Raw genomic sequence first — 20,695 nt, forward strand, 5'->3', positions numbered from 1 at the left:
TCATGGACAAGACCAAGCTCAGCCTAGAAATCATAACCCCTGACGGCACGGTCCTTCGCGAAGTGGATGTCGATGAAGTTGTTTTTCGCCGGTTGGAAGCGGATTTTGAGAACGGTAGCGAGGTGGCGATCTTTCCCAAGCACGGACCGATGATGGCGCGCGTGCCGATCGCCGCCTTACGCTGTCACGACCACGGCCGTTGGCACTACGTCGCCGTAGCCGGCGGTTTCGTCGAGGTAAGGAATAACCGGGTGCGCATCGTCACGGCCGATTGCGAGGTAGCCGATCCAGACGATCCCGATTCGGCCGAAAGGTCTCGCGAACTGGCCGACGAATGGCGCAGAACCTCCAGCGACGGGAGAGAAGGCTTAGTCGGCTATCGCCGCTAAGGAGTGGGCGACGATAGCTTGCCCCAGTGAGATGCCGCCGTCGTTGACCGGCAGTTGCTTATGAAGAAGGACCTTGAATCCTTTGGCGCGCAGACCGGTCATTACCTTATGATACAAGGTCGCGTTCTGGAAAACGCCGCCTGATAAGGCGACCGTGTTGATGTCCGTCCTTTCCTTCAGCGCCAGGCAGACGTCGATAACCAGCCTGGCCATCGTGTCGTGAAACTTGGCGCCGATAACCGCCGCCGTTACACCGTTTTGCAGGTCCTCGACAACGCCTCGAATAAGCGGTTCGGTATCGATCACCAAAGGATCGGCGTATGGCAAGGCAAAGTCATAAACGCCGTGTTTGCCCTCGTCTGACTGCATCTCCAGGTCGATGGCCGCCTGGCCTTCAAACTCGATCTCGTCCCTGACGCCGATCAGGGCTGAGACCGCGTCGAAAAGCCGGCCGGCGCTTGAGGTCATGGGAGACAACAAACCTTTCTTTACCTGTTTCTTCATTATCTCGGTTTCGACAGGATCGAGCCGCTTTTTGAACGGCAGATCGAGTTTCTCGTATTCGTCGCCGAATATCGTGTAGAGATAAGAGAAGGCCGTTCGATACGGCTTCTCAACCGCCACGTCCCCGCCAGGCAGCCGGAACGGCCGCAAGTGCGCCGCCCTGGTAAAGCCCTTCCAATCGGCAATCAGAAACTCGCCGCCCCAGATAGTGCCGTCTGTTCCGTAGCCGGTACCGTCAAAGGCAACGCCGATGACCTTGTCGCGGACGTGGTTCTCCACCATACAGCTGACGATGTGCGCATGGTGGTGCTGGACCTCGACTAGCGGCTCTATCCCTAGACTGTGCGCGAATTTCGTCGAGAAATATTCCGGATGCATATCGCAGGCAATAATCTCCGGCTTGACCCGGAAAAGCCGCTCGTACAGCTCCAGCGTGTTCTCGAAATGCTCGAACGTTTCCATGTTCTCCAAATCCCCGAGGTGCTGGGAGACGAAAGCATAAGCGTCTTTGAGTAGGCAAAAAGTACTCTTGAGCTCACCGCCGACAGCCAGGATTTCCTTCTTGGCCTTGAATGGCAGATGGACGGGGTAAGGCGCGTAGCCGCGCGCCCGTCGAACCATCACGACATGCCGGTCCACAACCCGTACGACCGGGTCGTCGTAGCGGGAGTAGATGTCGCGGTCGTGCAGTAGATAACCGTCGGCGATGTGCTCCAACCGGCGAACGCCTTCCTCGTTCTCCGCCGCGATCGGCTCCTCGCTTAGATTGCCGCTGGTCATAACCAACACCAATCCGGAGTCATACGTTAGCAGATGATGCAGCGGCGTATAGGGCAACATGACGCCCAGGAAATTATTATTCGGCGCGATACCTGAAGCCAATGTGTTCTTGGGCTTCTGTTTTAGCAGGACGATCGGCCGCTCCGGCGACACAAGAAGGTCCCGCTCCGTAGCGTGCACTTCGCAGAATTCCTCGACCTCCTCCAGGTTGGCCATCATGACGGCCAGCGGTTTGCCATAGCGCCTCTTCCTCGTTCTTAGTCGGCCAACAGCGTTCTCGTTCTCCGCGTCGCAAGCCAGCTGGAATCCGCCGAGCCCCTTAACGGCGACGATCTTGCCTTCCTTGAGCATCGCGACGGCCTGTTCAATGGCTTGCTCCCCCTCACCTTCTATTCCTCTCCCCGACGGGGAGAGGGTAGGGTGAGGGGTCCCACCTTTAACAAACGTCAGTTTCGGCCCGCAGACCGGACAGGCGTTCGGTTGGGCGTGAAAGCGGCGATCGTTGGGATTGTCATATTCGGCCTGGCATTGGGGACACATAATGAACTTGTTCATGGTCGTCTTCGGCCGGTCGTAAGGCATGTCTTCGATAATGGTAAACCTGGGGCCGCAGTTGGTGCAGTTGGTGAAGGGATAACGGAATCGTCGATCGGCCGGGTCGAACAGTTCCGCGGCGCACTCGTCGCACGTAGCGATATCCGGGGACACCAGCTGGAACAAGTCGGGTTTCTCCAGGCTCGGTTTGATGACAAATTCAGAGTCGCCCCGTACATGCATGATGCGCGGGCTGATGGAGTCGATCGAAGCTCGAGGCGGAGCGCTGTGTTTCAACCCGTACCGGAAGGCCTCCAGGTCTTTAAGCTCCCCCTCGACCTCGATCTCCACGCCTTCGCCGGTGTTCAAAACAAATCCCGCCAGTTCGTGTTTGTGGGCCAGCTGATAGACAAACGGCCTGAACCCGACCCCCTGAACAACACCTTTAACTAATAACCTGATTCTCTCTCTCGCCATTTACAGCTCAATGATCCTTCCCTTGATTCCCTTTTCATCGACCTCCAACATCCCGATAGACAGCTCGTGTGAGAAACGGTGATCGGTCGCCGTCCCCGGGTTGAAAAACAACACCCCGTCGATCACTTCGTTCATGGCGTGATGGCTGTGTCCAAAAACAATCGCGTCTACTTTCTCCTCCTCAAATTGTTTCTTCACCCAGTCAAGTAGGTTGCCGGGCGCGCCGTAACCGTGCGTTAAGCCTATTCTGAATTTCCCCGCTTCAACAATGGTCTTATGGGGCAGTTCCGCGCAGACGTCCAGATGATCCATATTGCCGCAGACGGCGATAACCTGTGATAGTTTGGCTAACGATTCCAGTACCGATAATGACACGCTGTCTCCGGCATGTAGAATCATATCCACGCCGCGGAACTCCGCGAATACGCGCTCAGGCAACTTATCCGTTACTGAAGGAATATGAGTATCTGAAATAACACCTATCTTCAAAATCTTCCCTTATTCCCTTTTCCCTGATTCTCTGTTATTCCGTCCTGCCGAACTCAAAAACCGCCAAGCCGATCATCAATACGCCGAAACCGATGATGACCGCGAGGTCCCGCCAGATCGGATAGGTGTTAACTCCAATGACCGTATACCTCATAATATCGACACCATAGGATAACGGATTCACTTCAACCAGCATTTTCATCCATGTCGGCAGGTTCTGCAGCGGAAACATGGCGCCGCTCAGAAAGAACATCGGCATCAAGAAGAAGTTCATGATCATCTGAAACCCTTCCATGGACTTCATTCTGGCGGCGATGACGATTCCCAGCGACGTCAGCGCGAAAGAGGTGATAAACATCAAGCCCAGCATCTCCACAAACTTCAGGGGAGTCAGCGAAACCTTCAAGATCGGGGCAAACAGAAGGATCAAGGTGCCCTGGAACATAGCGACCGTGCTACCGCCCAGAGCTTTACCGACAACCACCGCCCACCGGGACAACGGCGCCACCATAACTTCTTTTAGGAAACCGAACTCGCGGTCCCAGATGATGGAGATGGCCGAGAAGATCGAGGTGAAGAGGACGGTCATGCCGATGATTCCTGGAAAGATAAAGGTCACGTAATCGAATCCACCCGGTAGCGCGCCACCCTGGCCGCCGGACAAGGCACCTCCGAGTCCTTTGGACAGGCCAACGCCGAACACGAACAGGAACAGCGCCGGCTGGGCGATCGCGCCGATTATCCTGGGTTTGTCCCGCCAAAACCTTAATATGTCCCGCCACCAGATTGTGTAGATGCCTTTAATATTATTCATCGCTTCGGACGGCTCCACATCCGTCCCGCCGCTCGCATCTCGGCCATCGCGTCGGCTCCTTCATCCCTAATGGCTTTCCCTGTAAGTTTAAGAAAGACGTCTTCCAGCGTCGGCCGGTTAACCGTAATGGTTTTTAATGGCACGTTGATCTCCTTGGCCAAACGTGGCACGAATTCCGCCCCACCTTCGACCTCGAAATGTAAGCCGTTCTTGTCCCCCACAACTTCGAGCCTGTAGTTGCTGCCGATGAACTCGGCGGCCTTGGCATTGTCCTCGGTCTGGATTGTGACGGAATCCCCGCCGACCATACTTTTCAGCCCGTCCGGCGTGTCTACCGCGACAATCTTGCCGTTGTCGATGATGGCGATGCGATCGCAGTGCTCGGCTTCCTCCATGTAGTGCGTGGTCAGGAAGATCGTCATCTTCTCCCTGTCTTTCATCGTATGGATGTATTCCCAGATGTGATTGCGCGTCTGCGGGTCCAGACCAAGCGTAGGTTCGTCCAAGAACAGCATCTTAGGGTAATGCAGAAGACCGCGAGCGATTTCCAGCCGGCGCTTCATACCGCCGGAAAAGGTATTGACGATATCATTGACACGGTCCTTCAAGTCCACCATATCCAGAACTTCCGCCATCCTCGGTTTGAAAACTTCAGTTGGCAATCCGTAGATCATGGCGTGGAATTTAAGGTTCTCTCCGGCCGAAAGGCGGCTGTCCAGACTTGGGTCTTGAAATACCAATCCGATGGACTTACGCACGTCGGTATGCTGTTTGACGATATCGAAGCCGTTTAACGTAGCCGTGCCCGAGGTCGGCTTCAAAAGCGTACAAAGCATGTTGATGGTTGTTGTTTTGCCGGCGCCGTTCGGTCCCAAGAACCCGAATATCTCGCCAGGATAGACGTCAAAGGACACGCCGTCGACGGCCGTATGCTCTCCGAATTTCTTAACGAGGTCAGTCGCGCAAATCATGCAGGAATCGGTCATAGATTTGATTATAACGGTTTTATGTTATCGTTTGGTTATGGATTTCGAAGAAAAGCTGGCCGCGGCGGAAAAAACTCGGCTCCGTCTGCAAATGCGGGAAGCTCGAGACAACCTGGACGACGAAACGCGGGCGGCCAAGAGCGCGGCCATCACTGAACGAATCATGAGCCTCGACGAGTACCGGTCGGCCGACGCTATCATGGCCTACGTCGCTTTCGGCAGCGAAGTGGATCCGGAACCGGCTATGCGCGTCGCCGCCGGAGAAGGTAAGCGCATAATGATTCCGGATTTTTTCGGCCTTCTGGAATTGACCGGCGTTTATGCCGGCCGCGCCGAACCTTCTGAAATAGACCTGGTTTTGGTCCCGGGTATTGCTTTTGACGAGGGCGGTTACCGGTTGGGCTACGGCGGCGGTTGGTACGACCGTTTCTCGACCAAACTCCGCGAAGGCGCTAAAACGGTCGGAATAGCGTTCGAGGAGCAAATCGTCCGGACGATTCCCAATGAACCGCACGACCTGCTCCTCGAATTAATTATCACGGACCAGCGAATTATCCGGCCCGCCGCGACTTCAAAACCTTAAGCGCCTGATTCCGCGCCGTTGTACATAATCCCGATGTCGGTCTTGTCGCCCGACTTGCTAACGTTAACGGTGGCGGTTGTTTCGTTGTTATTCTTGCCGTAAGTTATCATTTCGCCACCGTCTGTTCCGGAGACAGTCATCGAAACTGTCCAGCCCAGGCCGGCCATCTTATCTTTGTACCAGCTGACGACCTTTGAGGCGCTGTCTGTTGTCTCATAATTAATGCTGACGCTGATGTTACCGTCGATAGGCTCGCCTTTGATGTACAGCGTACGCGTCGCGCCGGGATAGCGCGGGACGCTCTTCAGGTCCTCGCCAGTCGCTTCGGTGGTCTTTTCCGTATCGATTGTCGTATTTGTGGAATCCTCGATACCCTTCTCAACGCCTTTTTGAACCGTGTCGCTAACCTTTTGTCCGATCAAGTCGGAACAACCCGACGGCATACAACATCCGGAGACCAGGAATGCCCCCAGCGCGGCCACCAAGCCGATTGCCAGCACAGCCGTCAATTTCATCCACAACACCCCTTTCGTTTGCCCCATTCAATCTCTACTCATCTTGTGTAGTTTATCTTATTTCTGGCATTTCGGGCAATAATGCGTCGAGCGCCCCCCGACAACCACTCTTTTTATTTTTCCCTCGTCACACCTAGGACAATACTCGCCGGTCCTCCCATAAACCTTCAGATGCTCTAAATATCCGCCCGGTTCTCCTTCGGCGTCGACGAAATTCCTCACCGTCGTGCCTTTTTTGGCGATGGCCGCGTCTAGGACGGTCTTGATGCCGGCATAAATCCGGTCCTTTTCTTTGGCGGTTAAGACGCCCGCGCGGCGCGTCGGACGCACCCTCGCGTAATACAAGACCTCGTCAGCGTAGATGTTGCCTAAACCGGCGATAAACGATTGGTTCAGAAGCAGTGATTTTATCTTGGGCTTGGGATGTTTCTTTAGCTGCCAGTCGAGAACGCCGCGGGTAAATGACCGGCTCAGAGGCTCCGGGCCTAGACCTGGCATTTTTTCACCCGCCTCGCCTATCTCGGCGGTTGGATATAACTCCAGGTAACCGAACTGCCGGATATCCCGGAAGCGAAGGTCGCGGCCGTCGCTAAGATGGATAATAATATGCGTCCATTTCTCGACCGGATCGGAGGCTTTGACTACGAGCAGCTGGCCCGTCATCTTAAGGTGGCCGACTATGGTCAATCCGTTGCTAAGGTTGATCAACAAATGCTTGCCGCGCCGGTTGACGCCGGTAATCTTTGTCCCTGTGACCGAGGCGGAGAACTCCGATAAGGTCTTGCCTCTAATCATTTTCGGCAGATCCGTCTCGACGCCTTTTATCTTCTTACCGGTTATCAAGGCGGCCAAACCTCTTTTTATCGTTTCGACCTCAGGCAGTTCCGGCATCCCGGCCTCTCCTTTTGAGCTTGATAAGGAGCCAGATGATGCCCGCTGAAAAAGCGATCGTCGCGGCGGCGCCGCCCTCCGGCCCGAACGAGCCCCCCAAAAGCCAGGCTGGCGCGCCGACTTTGGTTATGAACAGACTGACAGGGGTGGCCGAGACGCCGCTAATAGGAAACCCGAACACGTAGCCCTCAAAAAAGTTCCAGGCCAAGTGAAAACCAAGGGGCCACCAGATATTTCGCGTGACCACCACGCCCAAAGCCATGAGAACACCCGCCAGAACCAGGTTGGCCGCCACAAATACGGAAAATCCCGGATTGAAGAAGTGTGATAATCCGAAAAGCACCGAGGTCACAGCCACGGCCGCGGCGGCGCCCCAGCCTTTTTCCGTCGTCACGAACAGGTATCCGCGGAAGACAATCTCCTCGGCGAAAACCTGGAACAGCATTCCGATAAAGAAGAAGACCAGGACACCGAAGAACGCGTAATTCAGCATGCCGCCGCTAAAATGGCTCTTGAAGGTCAGGCCGCCGGCCAGCGCGGTCGCGGCGAAGATCGTCGAGATTAAGAATATCCCGACGGCGAAGCCTGAAATAAACTCATATCCCCAGGTGGGGGTGGATGCCAGGCCCATGGTCGCAACCGGCTCCCGGTCCCAGAAGACGCGGAAAACAATCGCCAGGACGATCAGCATAAGCACCGGGGCGACCGGGTTGAAAACATCCATGACGCCGGCCGGCAAAAACCGGATAAGTATCCCCAAGAGGAAGGCGGCCGCGATATAGGCGGCAATAAAAGCGGCGACCTTAACCGTCGCCATAAAACGGGGGTTGCTGATGTCCAAAATGCTCCTTTTCCTAGATGATCGCCGGCGCCTTAGCCGGCGCTTTCCCCGCGCCCTTCGCGGTGAGTTTTTCAAAGGCCTCGCCGGCTTTGTCGCGCCAGGCCGCGAGGCTGGCGATTTCCAGCCTTACAAGCGGGTGCCGGCGGTCGTCTCGAAGTATGTAGAACCCGTTGGCGATGAAGAATTCTACAGGCATTGCCGGCGGTTTGTCCTCATCCCGCCCGGCCAGCGCTTCCAAGGCCGTAAACTCCCGGTTTAGAGCATCTTTCTCAACCGCGTTCAGGAGCCGCTTGCCGGCGCCCGTCGCTCGCGCGCCGGGTTCGACATATAAACACGAGACAAATATGGCATCCTTGCTGACGGGCGCGGCCGGGTATAAGCCGCTTTTGGGAAAGTATTTGGCCGGCCCGTATAAAACGAAGCCGGCCGGTTTTTTATCGTCGTAAAGTATGAATCCGCAAGAACCCCACTCGCGCAGTAAGCGCTCGACATTATCGCGGGTCTTCATATTCCACTGGACGCACTCCCGGCACTGGGCCGGAATATCGTCCAGATTTCCCGCCTTGAGGGGAACCGCTTTTCTGGCCATCGGTTTTTAACGCAACCCGAGGCGCTAGTTACTTAGCCTTGCTTTTTCCTCCGGCCGGTTTCGTCTCGGTCTTGCGCAGCATCGCGGCGCCTTCTTCCAACTTCGATTTAAGCTCTTCCGTCTTGGCCGTCAGGGCTTCTTTACCTGTCTCGATGGCCTCGTCAAGCTTTTCGCGCTGCTCGGAGTACACTTCCCGGCCCTTATCGTAGACCTCTTCCGCTTTTTCCTTGATGTCTCGCCTGGTTTCTTCGCCAGATTTCGGCGCCAGAAGGATACCGGCTATGCCACCGGCGACAGCTCCGAACAAGAAGCCCCCTAAGAAGCTATAGAACTCTCCACCTTTGTCTGACATATCGCGCTTCACCTCCGTTGAAATAAAATTTCCCTTTTGACCTGTATATTTTATTTTATGTCTCGTCCGATTAATAAGCAATATCAATTATAGTATAATGTTTCATTACATATCGACCACTCTAAGAAGGTACTGTCTTGGCTGATAAACGCCCGTCCCACGAACTCTTTTTCGACAAGTGGACCCATCTCTACGCGGATAGGATCGCTTCTATGCGCTCCAGTGAGGTTCGTGACCTGCTGGCGGTTACCGAACGTCCGGATATCATCGCGCTGGCCGCCGGGGCGCCTTACACCAAGGCGCTGAACATGGAAAAAATGAACCGAATCATGCAGGAAGTAATGAAGAAGAACGGGCCGGCCGCGTTGAACTACGGTTCCAGCGAAGGTTACGAACCGCTCCGCAAATGGCTGACCGAGTTCATGGCCGGCGAGGATGTGACTTGTACCCCTGACGACATTGTCATAACCGACGGCAGCCAACAGGGTCTGGAGCTATTGGCTAAGATCCTTGTCAATCCGGGCGACACGATCATCTGCGAGGCGCCCAGCTATGTCGGCGCCTTGAACGCCTTCCTGAGCTTTCAGGCGAACATCATTCAGATACCGTGCGACGACAACGGAATCAAGACGGAGAAGGTCGCCGAGACGCTGGCCTCGCTTAAGAAAAAAGGTATCACACCGCGATTCATATATGTCATCCCCAACTTCCAGAATCCGAGCGGAGTCACGATGTCGCTGTCGCGCCGCAAGAAACTTATCAAGCTGGCCCGCGAGTACAACACGATCATCGCCGAAGACAACGCTTATCGGCGCTTGTCCTTCGAGGAGACGCCGACGCCGTCTTTAACATCCCTGGATGACGAAAACGTAATCTACTTGGGCACTTTCTCAAAGATGCTCTCTCCGGGACTGCGAGTCGGTTGGTTGATTGCGCCCCGCCCTATCCGGGAAAAGATCGTTTTCGCCAAACAAGCGGCTGACCTGTGTTCCTCCAGCCTGACACAAAGGATTGTCGAGGAGTACTTCAGACAGACAAACATGGACGCTCACTTAAACAAACTGATCGCCATATACGTTAAAAGGCGCGACAAGATGTTGTGCGCGATAGAGGAATTCTTCCCGAAAGGCGTTAAGTGGACCACGCCGAAAGGCGGGTTCTTCATTTGGGCGACACTACCGTCGTATCTGGATACGACGAACATGTTGGCCAAGGCGATTGAACAAAAGGTCGCCTACGTCCCCGGCAAGGCGTTTTTCGCCGACGGTGTGACCGGGCGGGACTCAATGCGCCTCAACTACTCATTTATGAAAGAAAGCGATATCCGCGAAGGTATCAGAAGGCTGGGCGAGGTCATCGAAACCGAGATGGAACTCTACCGCAGCCTGAAAGGCTAGGAGGAGAAATGAAACCGAAAATCGCCGTGCTCATGGGCGGTCATTCGTTAGAGCGGGACATCTCTTTTCAAAGCGGCAAGCGGGTAGCCGCCGCGCTTAAGAAGCTCGGTTACCGCGTGGCTAGTCTGGATGTAGACGAGCATATCGCCACGCACCTTAGAAAGGAACGCCCCGATCTTTGCTTCATCGCCCTACACGGCCGTTTCGGCGAGGACGGCGCCATCCAAGGCCTGCTGGAAATCATGGGGCTGCCTTATACCGGCAGCGGAATCTTGGCCAGCGTCCTCGGCATGGACAAATCGTTAAGCAAAGATTTCTTTCAAAAAGAGAACATCCCGACGCCTGACTTCGTCGCCCTGAGCACCGGCGCGGTCAAGGAACTTGGCGCGGCTTCGGTTATCAATGACATTATTGCCCGGTTGGGCTTGCCCCTGGTCGTCAAACCATCGAACCAAGGTTCGGCGCAAGGGATCAACTTCGTTAAGTCGGAAGACCAGATGACAAGCGCTCTCTTGGGCGCCTTCAGCTTCTCAGACAAAGTTATTTTGGAGCAATATATCCAGGGCATGGAAGTCGCCGTCAGCGTCCTAGGCGAAGACCGGACGCGCGCTTTGCCGCCGGTCGAGATCGCGCCGAAAAAAGGTCATTTCGATTTCGAGGCGATGTACACGATGGGCGCAACCGAGTATTTCGTCCCCGCGCGTCTGCCGGCCGACAAAATCAAAGAGATCCAAAAAACCGCGGTCAAAGCGCATAAGACGCTCGGCTGCCGCGATTTCTCCCGCGTTGATTTCATCGTGGATAAGAAGACCGGCGTGCCGTATGTGTTGGAGCTCAATACGATTCCAGGCCTGACCGAAACATCGCTCTTCCCGATGGCGGCCGCCGAAGCCGGCCTGGACTTCACCGAACTCATCGGCAAAATCGCCAAAGCCGGCCTAGCCAGAAAATAGGACAAGAGACTCGCATGCCGCCTGCCTGCCGGCAGGCAGGCTCGCGGCCTACCATCGTTAGCCCGCCTCGCTCCCAAGAACTCAGGTCGCCACGGCGAGCAAACAATGCTCTCCGCTCGTTCCGTGACTTCCCTGCCTGCTCGACCTTTATTACGAATTTCCCTCCCTTGAGGGGAGGGATTAAGGGAGGGTGCCGCTTGGCGATTCCTAATCAAAAGGAACCCCAGGGTCGAGGCTCCCGCCCACACCTCAGTATAGACTCGCAGACAGGGCGCTCGGATTAATCACGAAGCTCGACCATTGTTAGTTTTTCCGTCGTCGGCGTGAAGCTATCTTTAGCAAGTGCTCTCGTTCGATCTGAAGCTTTGCGAGTTCCCGCGTTTCATCATCTTCAAGCTTCTTTATTTCACCATCTGCAGTACTACTGGATGAAATACCTCTTCGCGCCATCTCGACTTTGCTTTCACCTTTAAGTCGCTTGTATTTTAGCTTGATCTCGTCTTCTTGGATGTCGAGAAGCTTCAGTGTTTTGTCGGCATCCAGTTGCCTCAGTCGCCTGTTATCAAAGAAGAGGTAGACTGCGATTGCACCAAGAGCAAGATTCAAGAGCCATGAGATGACCTGCATAGGGCCTCCTAAGCTACACTATATTTATTCTATCTGAGCTGGGGAAATACATCTATCTGTTGGCTAGCTGAAAGGCTACAAAGCCCTTAATGATATCAAGCAAGTATTAAGCGTCTGGATAGACTTCTCTGAACTTCTTGCAGTAAGGTTTCAGAGCATCAAGCCAGTTTTGTAAGAATTTACTGATATCACCATAAGGCAAACCTTGGTGCTTCTTGCGCTCCTCATCAACATATCTTAGAAAAGCCTCGTGTGCTTCCTTCTCCAATCCTTCGAGTTCTTTGATGATTTCATAATCTGATTCTGGCATTATTGTCTCCTTCGTCTATAGGTAATCAACAATATTATATGCAGATGAGACCTTTGAAGTAAGATGCGTTGTCCTTGTTTCTTTCGAACCGAATTAGATAACAGAAGCAAGGGTTACGAGAGAAAACAACTCCGCTTGTCAATCTTTTATGAACTTCGACAACAGAGTAATCCACAAAAAACCATCTGGTAGTCTTCGTCATCTAAAGAATGCCTTTCCCAACGAGGACGTTATCGAATTCATACAGAGATGCAAACCTATTGAGAACGTTCGTCTCACGTTTTGTTGCTCTTCCGCGAGTGAATATACTGCCAGAGACCTTAGCGATTGTAAGACCAAAAATAATTAGGTTCTTCATAAAATCCTGGTATTCTTCGGGTGATAATTGTTGTCTTAATAATGCTTTTATTTCCACAGCCTCAGCAGCTTTTTCTGTTCGAATATTATAGTTCGAACCATCAGTGTCCATACTGGGGAAAGTATAGAGCATTATTTGAAAAGAATCAGGCACCGTTTCGGATCCATAAGATTCTTCAAATGAGGTCGCGCGCGCCTGTCCTTCGCTAAGCATATCCTTAAAAAGCTCACGGGTCAGCGGGTCATGAAGTTCTGAAGCCTGTGCAAATATTCTATACGCTGAATTATATATACGCCTTACGATCTTATCGGCCCTTTTCGAACTCGCGAATAATGTATCAGTCCCAAGTATCATTACAAAAATATGATATGGCAGATACTTTAACAGGGTCCACTCTTCGTCAGTAAATCGTTCCTTCATAATCTTTCACCTTGATTTGTTGATGACACCCTTATATCAGCCTCTTTTTTCACGACGTTACAGAAAGTCTTCACGTTAGTGTTTGTACTCATAAAGAAGACCACGTCAGCGATAATATTAGTCACTATAACGACCTCTATTCTTTCTCCTTACTTCTTAAGAAAGCAACAGCATTTCCATGTCCAAGACTCAATCCTGTGTCTTTAATGGCAGAAGTCTACCACATCAGATGCTCTGAAATCCAAGTCTTTACAGAAACAGAATCCGGGGCTAGAGGCAGACAGAGAAGTGTCATCCTGGGGCGCCCCAAAAATCAGCCGCAGGAACTGAGACGCTGCTTTCTTTTGCCGGCTGATTCTCTTTGGATGCATTATTATATGCTTATGAAAGAGACAACAAAGCAACTTATTCGTCAATTCGTAAAGCACTACAATCATTTCCCAACTCATCGTCTTGTCATTACAAGATGGCCTGATGATCAGCCTACCCAGGAAGAAAAAACCGACAAGAAGTGCGACATGATAGCGGAACAAGGCGACCTTAAAGTTGCGATTGAACATAAGACAATTGATTCTCTTGTAGATCAACGATTAGATTCAGATAAGTTTATGCGTGTAGTCGGTCACCTTGAGCAAGAGCTCAAAGGCCGCTTCACATACCGCCTCGAACTCAGCATGGCCGTTGGCTCGGTTCCTACGGGTATGGACTGGTCTGCGATCAAGGGAAATATCGGCAAGTGGCTCCTCGAAAGCGCGCCAAGTCTTCCATGCAGGCTCCAAGACCACACAATAGCAGGCGTGCCGTTTACTGTCTCTATCAGCAAGGAAGAAAGCGACCAGCCGGGCTTGTTTGTCTCAAGAGTTGCTCCTGCCCCGGAAGATCGTGAAGAACAGATGGTTGAGGTCATGAAGAAGACCATAGAGAAAGCCGATGACCAGCTTGATTCCTACCACAGTGCTAGGAATCACACCATTCTCCTTCTCGAAAGCGACGATATAGCGTTGGCAAATATACCGGCGATACGATTGGCAACAAGCAAGGCCCTTGATGCCGGCGTGCCAAGCGACAACATCGATGAGTTCTGGCTTGCTGACACTTCAGCTGGCGAAAGCAGGTTTCATTTACTCTTTGATCGGGGGACAGGGCCATCCTAAAGTGTCTTCTTGGATGACCTGGGTTAAATCGCCGGAGCGACTCTTTTATCTGTGAGCCTGTGCGGAGGCAAATCTTTAATATATTGCCGCGAGGGTGAAAACCGCGAGCGATACAAAGGAAGTACTGGGGCTCTACCGAGAAAGGCCTTGGAAATCCGTCGCGAGCATGGTCCACTATCGTGCCCTGGTGCACGATAGTGGTCGCAGGATTTCCACGGAGTGAAGATTTCCTCGCTGGGGAAATCGAACGTTCTTTAGAGCGTGGAGTACCGGGACTTGCCACGTGTTGGTTTTCACCCTCGCGGCACTATTGTGTTAAGGGATTGGCCGAGGCCTTAGTGAGTGGTGCCCCCGACAGGAATCGAACCTGTACCTAGTTTGGAAAAATGCGAGGCAATTCTTTCTCATCAACGGATTATTCTTAGCAACCGATCTGAAAGAATCTTATATAATTGGGTATTTTACGATGACATTGTCTACCAGGTCTTCAACGAAGTTTATTGCCTTCGTCTCATGAACTTCAACCGAAGCTGGATGGGCACAAGTATTTCTAATACCTAGTTTCTCATCCAATATCTTCCTTACATCTTTAGTAATAATCCTCGCTGAGCGGGCAACTTCGATGAATACAACATCTGGTATATCCATGAAATCATCCTTATTGCGTATGATTGTGGTGGCAAACTTGTCTGTTCGTCTGCTAAGGGCCGTGTTAAAGTCATGCAATTTACGCTGGATAATATATTCACGAAGATGATCAATAGTCACGATCCACACCATAATAATTGTTGCCCGCCTTGCTTTTACGGCCATACAAGCTGAGGCTTCAGAAAGAAACTTCTTTTGGTTGTCATCAGAAACTCTTGAAATCAACTTCTCTAAGTATGGTTGGGTATATGAGGAGAATCGTCCTTCTACGACCTCGGTGACGTCTTTCCCGCTAAGGAATTCCTCTATTTCTTCAATCCCAGTTTGCGTTAAGCAATATGAGTAGCGACGACTTCCAGCCATTAATGGGGAGTTTTTACCTTTTGAAAGAGATTTTAGGAGCGTGCTCAAGTCTGTAGGGGGTTTTACCAAAGCAGAGACATACTCTCTTTTAAGCTCACTGCTATTTATTTCCAGCAATCCCCTGTTATTAAGTACATTGTAGATTAGCAGGAGAAGGATTGACCGCCGTGAAAGGTCGCTTGTTTTTCCCACCCGCGCTAGAAAATCCCTACTGTTCACAACTCTAGATCTTGCTTAGGTATTCATCTGCAGATAAAGTTAACGAATACGCGCCTTTCCCATGTGCCCTAAGAAGTCCACGTTGCACGGCGTTGGTAAAATACTGGGCATGTATATTCTTTGCCAGCCTGGCCTCCTTGGCGATGTCATTTATGTCAGACTGCTTAAAGGGGCTTTTTGCCTTGAATTCCTCCAAGTATTTTCCAAAAATGAGTACTCTGGATATCCCATCCGCCTTACTACCTTTTGTCTTAAAATACTCTGCAGGCGTTGGAGCCTTCTGTTTTGGTTTTTCTGTAGACGATGCCTTATATATACTTTCCTTGAGCTCGGGCTTTACTACATCGCCTCTTTCCTTAGAAATCCTGCTGTGAAATTCCTCAATATAGGTCTTAACAAACGCATCTGTACCTTCTACCTCTATTTCATTATCTCCGTATCTTAGCCACACCCTCGACATGTACCCTCCTAAGACTGTTCGCATCGATCATGTTTGACACTCCAAAGATATGCTTGAAGACCTAGTAAGTCAACATTTTAAAGAGACAAAGCGCCCTTGGAGTGTATTAACCTGTGGTGCCCCCGACAGGAATCGAACCTGTGGCCTACCGCTTAGGAGGCGGTCGCTCTATCCGACTGAGCTACGAGGGCACTTCACAATTCTAACACGCTGCCGGCGCCGCTGGCCCCTGCCATCTGTATAATGAGGATATGGCGTATTTTAAGACAACCGAGCAGATTGGCAGGATGTGGCGGTGGAATCTTCTGTTCGCGTTGTCGGTGGGAGTGACCGCCTTCCTGGCTTTCGCCATCCCCAACCGGTTCTGGCCGCATGAGACTCCGATGTATGTCGCCCTGAACTCTATGATTGCTTTTTTGTGGGGCTTTATACCCGGCTTTTACCTGGCTTTTGTCGCCGCCATGTTCCGCGACTGGTTGTCGCGGGCGGACGACGAGTGGCCGAAAGGTATCGAACAGAAATGGCGGCGGCCGTTCGGCCAACCGCCGCGCTGGTATTATAGGGATGTAATCTTAACCGACATTTGCGGACCACGGGAGGACCTGCTATGAAAACCGCGTCAAGAATCGCTCTGGGCTTATTCATAACCGTGTTGATAATCGTGGCTGTGGCCGGCGTCGGCGGGAGCGTTTACCTGTATTCGTCGTATAAATCCATGAAAGCCGATAAGGCGAAAGCCGAGGCGGACGTCAAGAAAGCGCAATCAGAACGGGAGGCGCTAAAGATAGAACTGGATGACGTCAAAGAAAAGTTGGCAGGCAAGAAAGATGGAACAAGCGGACCGGTAACCAGGCACCCCTTAACCGGGATGACGCCCGTCGATATCGTCAAACTGGCTCTGACCCTCAAAGGTGAAGACGTGACGAAGTTTGCCGTAAAGCAGAACAGCAACGACGGCTCCAAGGCGGAGGTCTGGATCGGCCCGCTGAACTCCGAGTTCGGAAAGGCTTATGATTTTGCCAAACAGGACGGTGAGTGGATCCTTTATGACATCCGCAACCTAGGCACCTAAGAGACCTGCTTATATAAAGCTCGCGTCCAACAACATCGCCCTAATGGCCCGATTCTTTATAGGCCTCGCCGAGACACTCCTTAGCTTTAACGCACCAGTCCATGCAAGATTGCTGCATTTCCCTGACGACAACATGCCCGCAGTTTCGGCAGCGCGCCCTGGTTTCGTCGGTCCAGATCTCCACAGGCTGTTTACACCAAGGACAGTTTATCTCCTCCGGCGTCGGATCTTTGATTAGTTTTGAGCCTGGACATTCTTCAGCCATTTCTATCCCCTAGTTCCCGACAATTCTTCCCGCCAGTGCTGGCGGCTGATTATGGAAATCGCTCCACTTGGGCAAGCCGGCAGACACTTGGCCGCCCCGTCACATACTTCGCGCCGCGTGACCTTGGCCACACCATCGACAATTTCGATGACGTTGCGGGCGCAACCCTCCACGCAAGCGCCGCAGCCGATGCATTTTTCTTCGTCGATCTCAATTACGTTTGGCATTCTTGCCCCCTTTGGGTTTTGTATTCCTCGCCAATTTGGCGACTGTCGCAGTTTTAAACAAATCGATTACGTCGTCCTGAATCTCGACAAGGTTCCGGCGTATCCGGCAAGCACCTTGGTCAACGCATTCCCGGTCGGACAGGAAACACTTGTTGATGGCCAGCGGGCCTTGAACCGCTTCAACTATTTCAAATATGCTTATCGCCTCCGGCTGCTTTCGGAAGCTGACTCCTCCGCCGACGCCCCGCTTGGTTGCGACGACGCCGGCCGCGTCAAGTCTCTGGATGACCTTCCTTAGAAAGGTCTCGGGAGCCCCCGTTGCGGTCGCGATGTCACCCATCGGATAGGGCTTTTCTCCGCCCATTTCCGCCATGTAAACCAGTGCCCGCAGCGCGTAATCCGTGTTCCGTTTGATGAATTCCATTCATCCTCCTTGATATAGGACTAATTTAGTCCCATTTAACTTCAATGTCAATCCCCAATGTATAATGTTGATATGATTTCGGGAAAACTTGTCGCCGCTTTGCTTCTCGGCGCCGGCCTCATAATCTTTATGATTCCTCAAAGCCTGCCCCGCCGTTGGTTAGACAGCTGGCCGCCGGGTTTGTCTTTCGCGTTCTGGATGACCAGACTGGTCGCTTTGACGATGATCGCCATCGGCTTCATCGGCATCATCGCCGCCAAATAAAAAGCAACGCTGGACGCCCAAGGAATCGCCAGATAAATCACTCAATGCTACACTTCAAATAGACACCTGACGCGAAACCATGTTTTTCGAGAAAGGATGTTTATGGAAAGTGAAGTAATCCTGCGAACCGGACAAAGCCTTGTCATCAGGCCCATTAAACCCGCCGACAAGCCGCAGCTAAAGGAACTTTTAGACCAGATGAGTCCCCAGGCCAGTTATTTCCGTTTTCATTATTCCAAACAATATACGAGCGACGAAGAGCTGGCTGACTTCACAGAGGTAAAACTCCCTATGCGCTGCTCCTATGTGGCGACCCAAGACGGAGGCAATGCCCAGAAGATCGTTGCGGTCGGCGGTTATGACGCCGCGCCGGATATGAAAACCGCCGAGGTGACCTTTGTGGTCGGCGGTGACTGGCAGCTACAAGGCATAGGGTCGGCGCTATTAGAAAAGCTTACGCAGACGGCGGAGCAGTATAGAATCAAGGAATTTATTGCCAGGGTCATCCCGGAAAATACCAGCATGCTAGCATTGTTCGACGAAAGCGGTTTTAAGATGACCAAAGAGTTTTCAGACGGCGTCTACAACATCACCATCGACCTGGAGGCCCAGGAGGAATACGCAAAACGGCAGATTATCCGGGAACATATCGCCCGGACCGCCGGCGTTCGCCGGCTGCTGTATCCGCACAGCGTCGCCGTAGTCGGCGCCTCGCGTAATCCGGATAGCGTCGGTGGCGCCTTATTTAGAAACCTGCTTAAAGAAAGCTTCAACGGCCCGGTCTTCCCTATCAATCCCAGCGCCACGTCCATTGCCGGCGTGCTTTCTTATCCGTCGGTTCTCGACGTGCCCAGCGATATCGACCTGGCCGTTATCGTGGTGCCGGCCGAAAAGGTGTTGGACGTTGTCGATGAGTGCGGTAAAAAGGGTATCAGCGGAATAGTTATCATATCCGTAGGTTTCGGAGAAGCCGGCGCGAAGGGCAAGGAGCGCGAGCGTTTACTCAAAGAAAAAACATTGGGTTATGGAATTCGCGTCATCGGACCCAACTGTCTGGGCGTATTCAACTCCGACCCTAACGTTAGGTTGGACGCTACATTCTCCCCGGTTACTCCCCCGGCAGGTAATCTGAGCATCGGCACCCAAAGCGGCGCCTTGGGTTTGGCCCTTTTGGATTATGCCAACACCATCAATCTCGGAATCGCGAATTTTGTCAGCATCGGCAATCGCATCGACATCTCCAACAATGATCTGCTTGAATACTGGGAAGAGGACGAGCATACCAACGTCATCTTGCTTTATGTTGAATCTTTCGGCAATCCGGCAAAATTCACTAGAATCGCCAGGCGGGTATCCCGAAGAAAGCCCATCGTCGCGGTTAAAGCCGGCAAGTCTGTGGCGGGAGCCAGGGCGGCATCTTCTCATACGGGCGCGTTGGCGGCCGCGGATGTCGGCGTTGACGCCTTGTTCCGCCGGGCCGGCGTTATCCGGGTTACTACGATTGAAGAAATGTTCAATGTGTCGGAATTGCTCACGAATCAACCTTTGCCTAAAGGCCCGCGGGTAGGAATCCTCACCAACGCGGGCGGTCCGGGCGTTCTTGTGGCCGACGCTTGCGAGGGAATGGGTTTGCAGGTGCCGACGCTGTCTCAAGCTGTTCAGAAAAAACTGCGCCGGTTCTTGCCCGAGGAAGCGGCTGTAACAAACCCGGTCGATATGGTGGCCTCCGCGCCGCAAGAGTCTTATAAGAAAGCATTAAAAGCCATGTTGGAAGACACCGAACTGGACGCCGTCATAATCATCTACATCCCGCCGCTCATAACCCGTCCGGAGGACGTGGCGAAAGCGATTAAAGAAGTCATGTCCGCGTATACTGGCGACAAACCGGTCCTGGCTAACTTTATGATGTCGGCCGGCTCCACTCCGGACCTTCAAATAGGCCCCAGACGCTATGTGCCCTCTTATGTCTTTCCCGAAAGCGCGGCCCAGGCCCTGGCGCACGCCTATCATTATTCACAGTATCTGCAGGAGCCGGAGGGTAAAACCCCCGTGTTTTCGGACATTGACGGAAATCGACTACGCAAGGAATTCTTCGCCGTCAACCCTCTCACCGAACAAGGAAGTTGGCTTCTGCCTGAAGTCGCGGCGGGCCTGTTAAAGGAATACGGAATCCCCGTTGTCGACACCGAGGTTGCAGCGTCGGCAGAAGAAGCCGCCAAGCAAGCGGCTAAACTGGGTTTTCCAGTCGCCCTTAAAATACGATCGACAACGATAACCCACAAGACGGATATCGGCGGCATCGCCCTTGACCTGGCCGATGAGAGAGAGGTTAAACAGGCGTATCGAAAGATGATGACTCGATTAGGAAAGGCCGGTCTTGTTGGAGAAGCCCGCGGGGTGATCGTCCAACACATGGCCGAGGAGGGGCAAGAGGTCATAATCGGAGTATCCCAGAACGAGGTCTTCGGCCCATTGCTGATGGTTGGTCTTGGCGGCATCCATGTGGAACTGCAAAAAGACGTCGCCTTTTCCCTGCATCCTTTAACGGATGTGGATACGGACTGGATGCTGAATCAGCTAAAAGGATTGCCGCTGCTCCAAGGTTGGCGCGGCAGTCATGTAAGAGACATCAAAGCGCTTAAGAAAGTTCTGCTGCGGTTCTCCGCGCTTGTCGAAGATTTTCCCGAGATAGTCGAGATGGAAATAAATCCTTTAATGGTCCTGAATAAAGGCCGGGGTTGTATGGCTGTCGACGCCCGCATACGCGTCAAGGCGACCCTCGCAGTATAG

26 protein-coding genes and 1 tRNA gene are annotated in these 20,695 nt (G+C 52.7%); 9 read left to right on the forward strand and 18 right to left on the reverse strand.

Annotated features, from left to right (window positions below):
* Nucleotides 1-2 precede the first annotated feature (2 nt).
* Nucleotides 3-389, forward strand: coding sequence for a F0F1 ATP synthase subunit epsilon (locus tag WC891_02110; protein MFA5866747.1), 387 nt, complete (start codon nt 3-5; stop codon nt 387-389).
* Here the strand turns inward: WC891_02110 and hypF are convergent.
* Genes hypF through WC891_02130 form a run of 4 tightly spaced genes read right to left on the reverse strand, consistent with a single transcriptional unit; the run spans nt 369 to nt 4,973 of the window.
* Nucleotides 369-2,684: a carbamoyltransferase HypF gene (gene hypF / locus WC891_02115; GenBank protein MFA5866748.1), complete on the reverse strand. Its 2,316-nt coding sequence runs from the start codon at nt 2,682-2,684 to the stop codon at nt 369-371. The genes WC891_02110 and hypF overlap by 21 nt on opposite strands.
* Nucleotides 2,685-3,173, reverse strand: coding sequence for a metallophosphoesterase family protein (locus tag WC891_02120; protein ID MFA5866749.1), 489 nt, complete (start codon nt 3,171-3,173; stop codon nt 2,685-2,687). It abuts the gene before it with no gap.
* 34 nt (nt 3,174-3,207) lie between these two features.
* The gene (locus WC891_02125) at nt 3,208-3,987 is read right to left on the reverse strand and encodes an ABC transporter permease (protein ID MFA5866750.1); all 780 of its coding nucleotides are present in this window, start codon (nt 3,985-3,987) and stop codon (nt 3,208-3,210) included.
* Complete coding sequence (locus tag WC891_02130; GenBank protein MFA5866751.1) at nt 3,984-4,973, reverse strand: ATP-binding cassette domain-containing protein; 990 nt, start codon at nt 4,971-4,973, stop codon at nt 3,984-3,986. The genes WC891_02125 and WC891_02130 overlap by 4 nt, the downstream gene beginning before the upstream one ends.
* A gap of 37 nt (nt 4,974-5,010) precedes the next feature.
* Here WC891_02130 and WC891_02135 point away from each other — a divergent pair, with 37 nt between their 5' ends.
* Nucleotides 5,011-5,556: a 5-formyltetrahydrofolate cyclo-ligase gene (locus WC891_02135; protein ID MFA5866752.1), complete on the forward strand. Its 546-nt coding sequence runs from the start codon at nt 5,011-5,013 to the stop codon at nt 5,554-5,556.
* Here the strand turns inward: WC891_02135 and WC891_02140 are convergent.
* Genes WC891_02140 through WC891_02160 form a run of 5 tightly spaced genes read right to left on the reverse strand, consistent with a single transcriptional unit; the run spans nt 5,553 to nt 8,744 of the window.
* A complete protein-coding gene (locus tag WC891_02140) occupies nt 5,553-6,071 on the reverse strand; it encodes a hypothetical protein (GenBank protein ID MFA5866753.1) in 519 nt (172 codons plus the stop codon). The two genes, WC891_02135 and WC891_02140, sit on opposite strands and share 4 nt — an antisense overlap.
* A gap of 57 nt (nt 6,072-6,128) precedes the next feature.
* Complete coding sequence (mutM, locus tag WC891_02145; GenBank protein ID MFA5866754.1) at nt 6,129-6,962, reverse strand: bifunctional DNA-formamidopyrimidine glycosylase/DNA-(apurinic or apyrimidinic site) lyase; 834 nt, start codon at nt 6,960-6,962, stop codon at nt 6,129-6,131.
* On the reverse strand, nt 6,946-7,803 hold the full coding sequence (locus tag WC891_02150; protein MFA5866755.1) for a CPBP family intramembrane glutamic endopeptidase: 858 nt from the start codon (nt 7,801-7,803) through the stop codon (nt 6,946-6,948). Before WC891_02150 ends, mutM begins: the two co-directional genes overlap by 17 nt.
* 13 nt (nt 7,804-7,816) lie before the next feature.
* Complete coding sequence (locus WC891_02155; protein MFA5866756.1) at nt 7,817-8,392, reverse strand: GNAT family N-acetyltransferase; 576 nt, start codon at nt 8,390-8,392, stop codon at nt 7,817-7,819.
* A gap of 28 nt (nt 8,393-8,420) precedes the next feature.
* Nucleotides 8,421-8,744 (reverse strand): YtxH domain-containing protein, encoded by a 324-nt coding sequence (locus tag WC891_02160; protein MFA5866757.1) that lies wholly within the window; start codon nt 8,742-8,744, stop codon nt 8,421-8,423.
* A 137-nt stretch (nt 8,745-8,881) separates the two neighbouring features.
* On the opposite strand from WC891_02160, the gene WC891_02165 reads away from it, so the two are divergent.
* Together WC891_02165 and WC891_02170 are read left to right on the forward strand one after the other, a co-directional pair.
* Nucleotides 8,882-10,141, forward strand: coding sequence for a PLP-dependent aminotransferase family protein (locus WC891_02165; protein MFA5866758.1), 1,260 nt, complete (start codon nt 8,882-8,884; stop codon nt 10,139-10,141).
* 8 nt (nt 10,142-10,149) lie between these two features.
* Nucleotides 10,150-11,094 carry a D-alanine--D-alanine ligase gene (locus WC891_02170; GenBank protein ID MFA5866759.1) on the forward strand — a complete coding sequence of 315 codons (945 nt, stop codon included), beginning with the start codon at nt 10,150-10,152 and terminating at the stop codon, nt 11,092-11,094.
* A gap of 303 nt (nt 11,095-11,397) precedes the next feature.
* Here the strand turns inward: WC891_02170 and WC891_02175 are convergent, their stop codons facing one another.
* The 3 genes from WC891_02175 to WC891_02185 all read right to left on the reverse strand — a co-directional run bounded on the left by WC891_02175 (nt 11,398) and on the right by WC891_02185 (nt 12,809).
* On the reverse strand, nt 11,398-11,721 hold the full coding sequence (locus WC891_02175) for a hypothetical protein (protein ID MFA5866760.1): 324 nt from the start codon (nt 11,719-11,721) through the stop codon (nt 11,398-11,400).
* Between the two features lie 106 nt (nt 11,722-11,827).
* Nucleotides 11,828-12,031 carry a hypothetical protein gene (locus WC891_02180; protein MFA5866761.1) on the reverse strand — a complete coding sequence of 68 codons (204 nt, stop codon included), beginning with the start codon at nt 12,029-12,031 and terminating at the stop codon, nt 11,828-11,830.
* A 202-nt stretch (nt 12,032-12,233) separates the two neighbouring features.
* Nucleotides 12,234-12,809 (reverse strand): hypothetical protein, encoded by a 576-nt coding sequence (locus tag WC891_02185; GenBank protein ID MFA5866762.1) that lies wholly within the window; start codon nt 12,807-12,809, stop codon nt 12,234-12,236.
* A 383-nt stretch (nt 12,810-13,192) separates the two neighbouring features.
* Between WC891_02185 and WC891_02190 the strand changes: the two genes are divergently transcribed.
* Nucleotides 13,193-13,963 (forward strand): hypothetical protein, encoded by a 771-nt coding sequence (locus WC891_02190; GenBank protein MFA5866763.1) that lies wholly within the window; start codon nt 13,193-13,195, stop codon nt 13,961-13,963.
* 444 nt (nt 13,964-14,407) lie between these two features.
* On the opposite strand, the gene WC891_02195 is transcribed toward WC891_02190, so the two are convergent.
* From WC891_02195 to WC891_02205, 3 genes are all read right to left on the reverse strand, one after another.
* Nucleotides 14,408-15,166, reverse strand: coding sequence for a hypothetical protein (locus tag WC891_02195; protein MFA5866764.1), 759 nt, complete (start codon nt 15,164-15,166; stop codon nt 14,408-14,410).
* A gap of 31 nt (nt 15,167-15,197) precedes the next feature.
* Nucleotides 15,198-15,653, reverse strand: coding sequence for a hypothetical protein (locus tag WC891_02200; GenBank protein ID MFA5866765.1), 456 nt, complete (start codon nt 15,651-15,653; stop codon nt 15,198-15,200).
* 114 nt (nt 15,654-15,767) lie between these two features.
* Nucleotides 15,768-15,844: transfer RNA gene (locus tag WC891_02205), tRNA-Arg, on the reverse strand.
* Between the two features lie 60 nt (nt 15,845-15,904).
* Between WC891_02205 and WC891_02210 the strand changes: the two genes are divergently transcribed.
* Nucleotides 15,905-16,264, forward strand: coding sequence for a hypothetical protein (locus WC891_02210; GenBank protein MFA5866766.1), 360 nt, complete (start codon nt 15,905-15,907; stop codon nt 16,262-16,264).
* Nucleotides 16,261-16,725 (forward strand): hypothetical protein, encoded by a 465-nt coding sequence (locus tag WC891_02215; protein MFA5866767.1) that lies wholly within the window; start codon nt 16,261-16,263, stop codon nt 16,723-16,725. The genes WC891_02210 and WC891_02215 overlap by 4 nt, the downstream gene beginning before the upstream one ends.
* Before the next feature lie 40 nt (nt 16,726-16,765).
* On the opposite strand, the gene WC891_02220 is transcribed toward WC891_02215, so the two are convergent.
* The 3 genes from WC891_02220 to WC891_02230 are packed head-to-tail and all read right to left on the reverse strand — an operon-like array spanning nt 16,766 to nt 17,641.
* Nucleotides 16,766-16,990 (reverse strand): phosphohydrolase, encoded by a 225-nt coding sequence (locus tag WC891_02220; GenBank protein MFA5866768.1) that lies wholly within the window; start codon nt 16,988-16,990, stop codon nt 16,766-16,768.
* A gap of 2 nt (nt 16,991-16,992) precedes the next feature.
* Complete coding sequence (locus WC891_02225) at nt 16,993-17,217, reverse strand: 4Fe-4S dicluster domain-containing protein (GenBank protein ID MFA5866769.1); 225 nt, start codon at nt 17,215-17,217, stop codon at nt 16,993-16,995.
* Entirely contained in the window at nt 17,201-17,641 is a 441-nt protein-coding gene (locus tag WC891_02230) for an Rrf2 family transcriptional regulator (protein MFA5866770.1), read from the reverse strand. The genes WC891_02225 and WC891_02230 overlap by 17 nt, the downstream gene beginning before the upstream one ends.
* A gap of 72 nt (nt 17,642-17,713) precedes the next feature.
* On the opposite strand from WC891_02230, the gene WC891_02235 reads away from it, so the two are divergent.
* A complete protein-coding gene (locus WC891_02235) occupies nt 17,714-17,905 on the forward strand; it encodes a hypothetical protein (GenBank protein ID MFA5866771.1) in 192 nt (63 codons plus the stop codon).
* 102 nt (nt 17,906-18,007) lie between these two features.
* On the forward strand, nt 18,008-20,695 hold the full coding sequence (locus tag WC891_02240) for a GNAT family N-acetyltransferase (GenBank protein ID MFA5866772.1): 2,688 nt from the start codon (nt 18,008-18,010) through the stop codon (nt 20,693-20,695).

Source organism: Actinomycetota bacterium (assembly GCA_041658625.1).
GTDB lineage: Bacteria > Actinomycetota > JAHEXW01 > JAHEXW01 > JAHEXW01 > JBAZZW01.

Excerpts from the sequence above, each read along its gene's own strand:
- WC891_02160 (MFA5866757.1), bottom strand. The coding sequence starts at position 8,744 with ATGTCAGACAAAGGTGGAGAGTTCTATAGCTTCTTAGGGGGCTTCTTG.
- WC891_02125 (MFA5866750.1), bottom strand. The coding sequence starts at position 3,987 with ATGAATAATATTAAAGGCATCTACACAATCTGGTGGCGGGACATATTA.
- WC891_02220 (MFA5866768.1), bottom strand. The coding sequence starts at position 16,990 with ATGGCTGAAGAATGTCCAGGCTCAAAACTAATCAAAGATCCGACGCCG.
- hypF (MFA5866748.1), bottom strand. The coding sequence starts at position 2,684 with ATGGCGAGAGAGAGAATCAGGTTATTAGTTAAAGGTGTTGTTCAGGGG.
- WC891_02180 (MFA5866761.1), bottom strand. The coding sequence starts at position 12,031 with ATGCCAGAATCAGATTATGAAATCATCAAAGAACTCGAAGGATTGGAG.
- WC891_02240 (MFA5866772.1), top strand. The coding sequence starts at position 18,008 with ATGGAAAGTGAAGTAATCCTGCGAACCGGACAAAGCCTTGTCATCAGG.
- WC891_02200 (MFA5866765.1), bottom strand. The coding sequence starts at position 15,653 with ATGTCGAGGGTGTGGCTAAGATACGGAGATAATGAAATAGAGGTAGAA.
- WC891_02135 (MFA5866752.1), top strand. The coding sequence starts at position 5,011 with ATGGATTTCGAAGAAAAGCTGGCCGCGGCGGAAAAAACTCGGCTCCGT.
- WC891_02110 (MFA5866747.1), top strand. The coding sequence starts at position 3 with ATGGACAAGACCAAGCTCAGCCTAGAAATCATAACCCCTGACGGCACG.
- WC891_02155 (MFA5866756.1), bottom strand. The coding sequence starts at position 8,392 with ATGGCCAGAAAAGCGGTTCCCCTCAAGGCGGGAAATCTGGACGATATT.
- mutM (MFA5866754.1), bottom strand. The coding sequence starts at position 6,962 with ATGCCGGAACTGCCTGAGGTCGAAACGATAAAAAGAGGTTTGGCCGCC.
- WC891_02190 (MFA5866763.1), top strand. The coding sequence starts at position 13,193 with ATGAAAGAGACAACAAAGCAACTTATTCGTCAATTCGTAAAGCACTAC.
- WC891_02215 (MFA5866767.1), top strand. The coding sequence starts at position 16,261 with ATGAAAACCGCGTCAAGAATCGCTCTGGGCTTATTCATAACCGTGTTG.
- WC891_02130 (MFA5866751.1), bottom strand. The coding sequence starts at position 4,973 with ATGACCGATTCCTGCATGATTTGCGCGACTGACCTCGTTAAGAAATTC.
- WC891_02235 (MFA5866771.1), top strand. The coding sequence starts at position 17,714 with ATGATTTCGGGAAAACTTGTCGCCGCTTTGCTTCTCGGCGCCGGCCTC.
- WC891_02175 (MFA5866760.1), bottom strand. The coding sequence starts at position 11,721 with ATGCAGGTCATCTCATGGCTCTTGAATCTTGCTCTTGGTGCAATCGCA.
- WC891_02140 (MFA5866753.1), bottom strand. The coding sequence starts at position 6,071 with ATGAAATTGACGGCTGTGCTGGCAATCGGCTTGGTGGCCGCGCTGGGG.
- WC891_02185 (MFA5866762.1), bottom strand. The coding sequence starts at position 12,809 with ATGAAGGAACGATTTACTGACGAAGAGTGGACCCTGTTAAAGTATCTG.
- WC891_02210 (MFA5866766.1), top strand. The coding sequence starts at position 15,905 with ATGGCGTATTTTAAGACAACCGAGCAGATTGGCAGGATGTGGCGGTGG.
- WC891_02225 (MFA5866769.1), bottom strand. The coding sequence starts at position 17,217 with ATGCCAAACGTAATTGAGATCGACGAAGAAAAATGCATCGGCTGCGGC.
- WC891_02230 (MFA5866770.1), bottom strand. The coding sequence starts at position 17,641 with ATGGAATTCATCAAACGGAACACGGATTACGCGCTGCGGGCACTGGTT.
- WC891_02170 (MFA5866759.1), top strand. The coding sequence starts at position 10,150 with ATGAAACCGAAAATCGCCGTGCTCATGGGCGGTCATTCGTTAGAGCGG.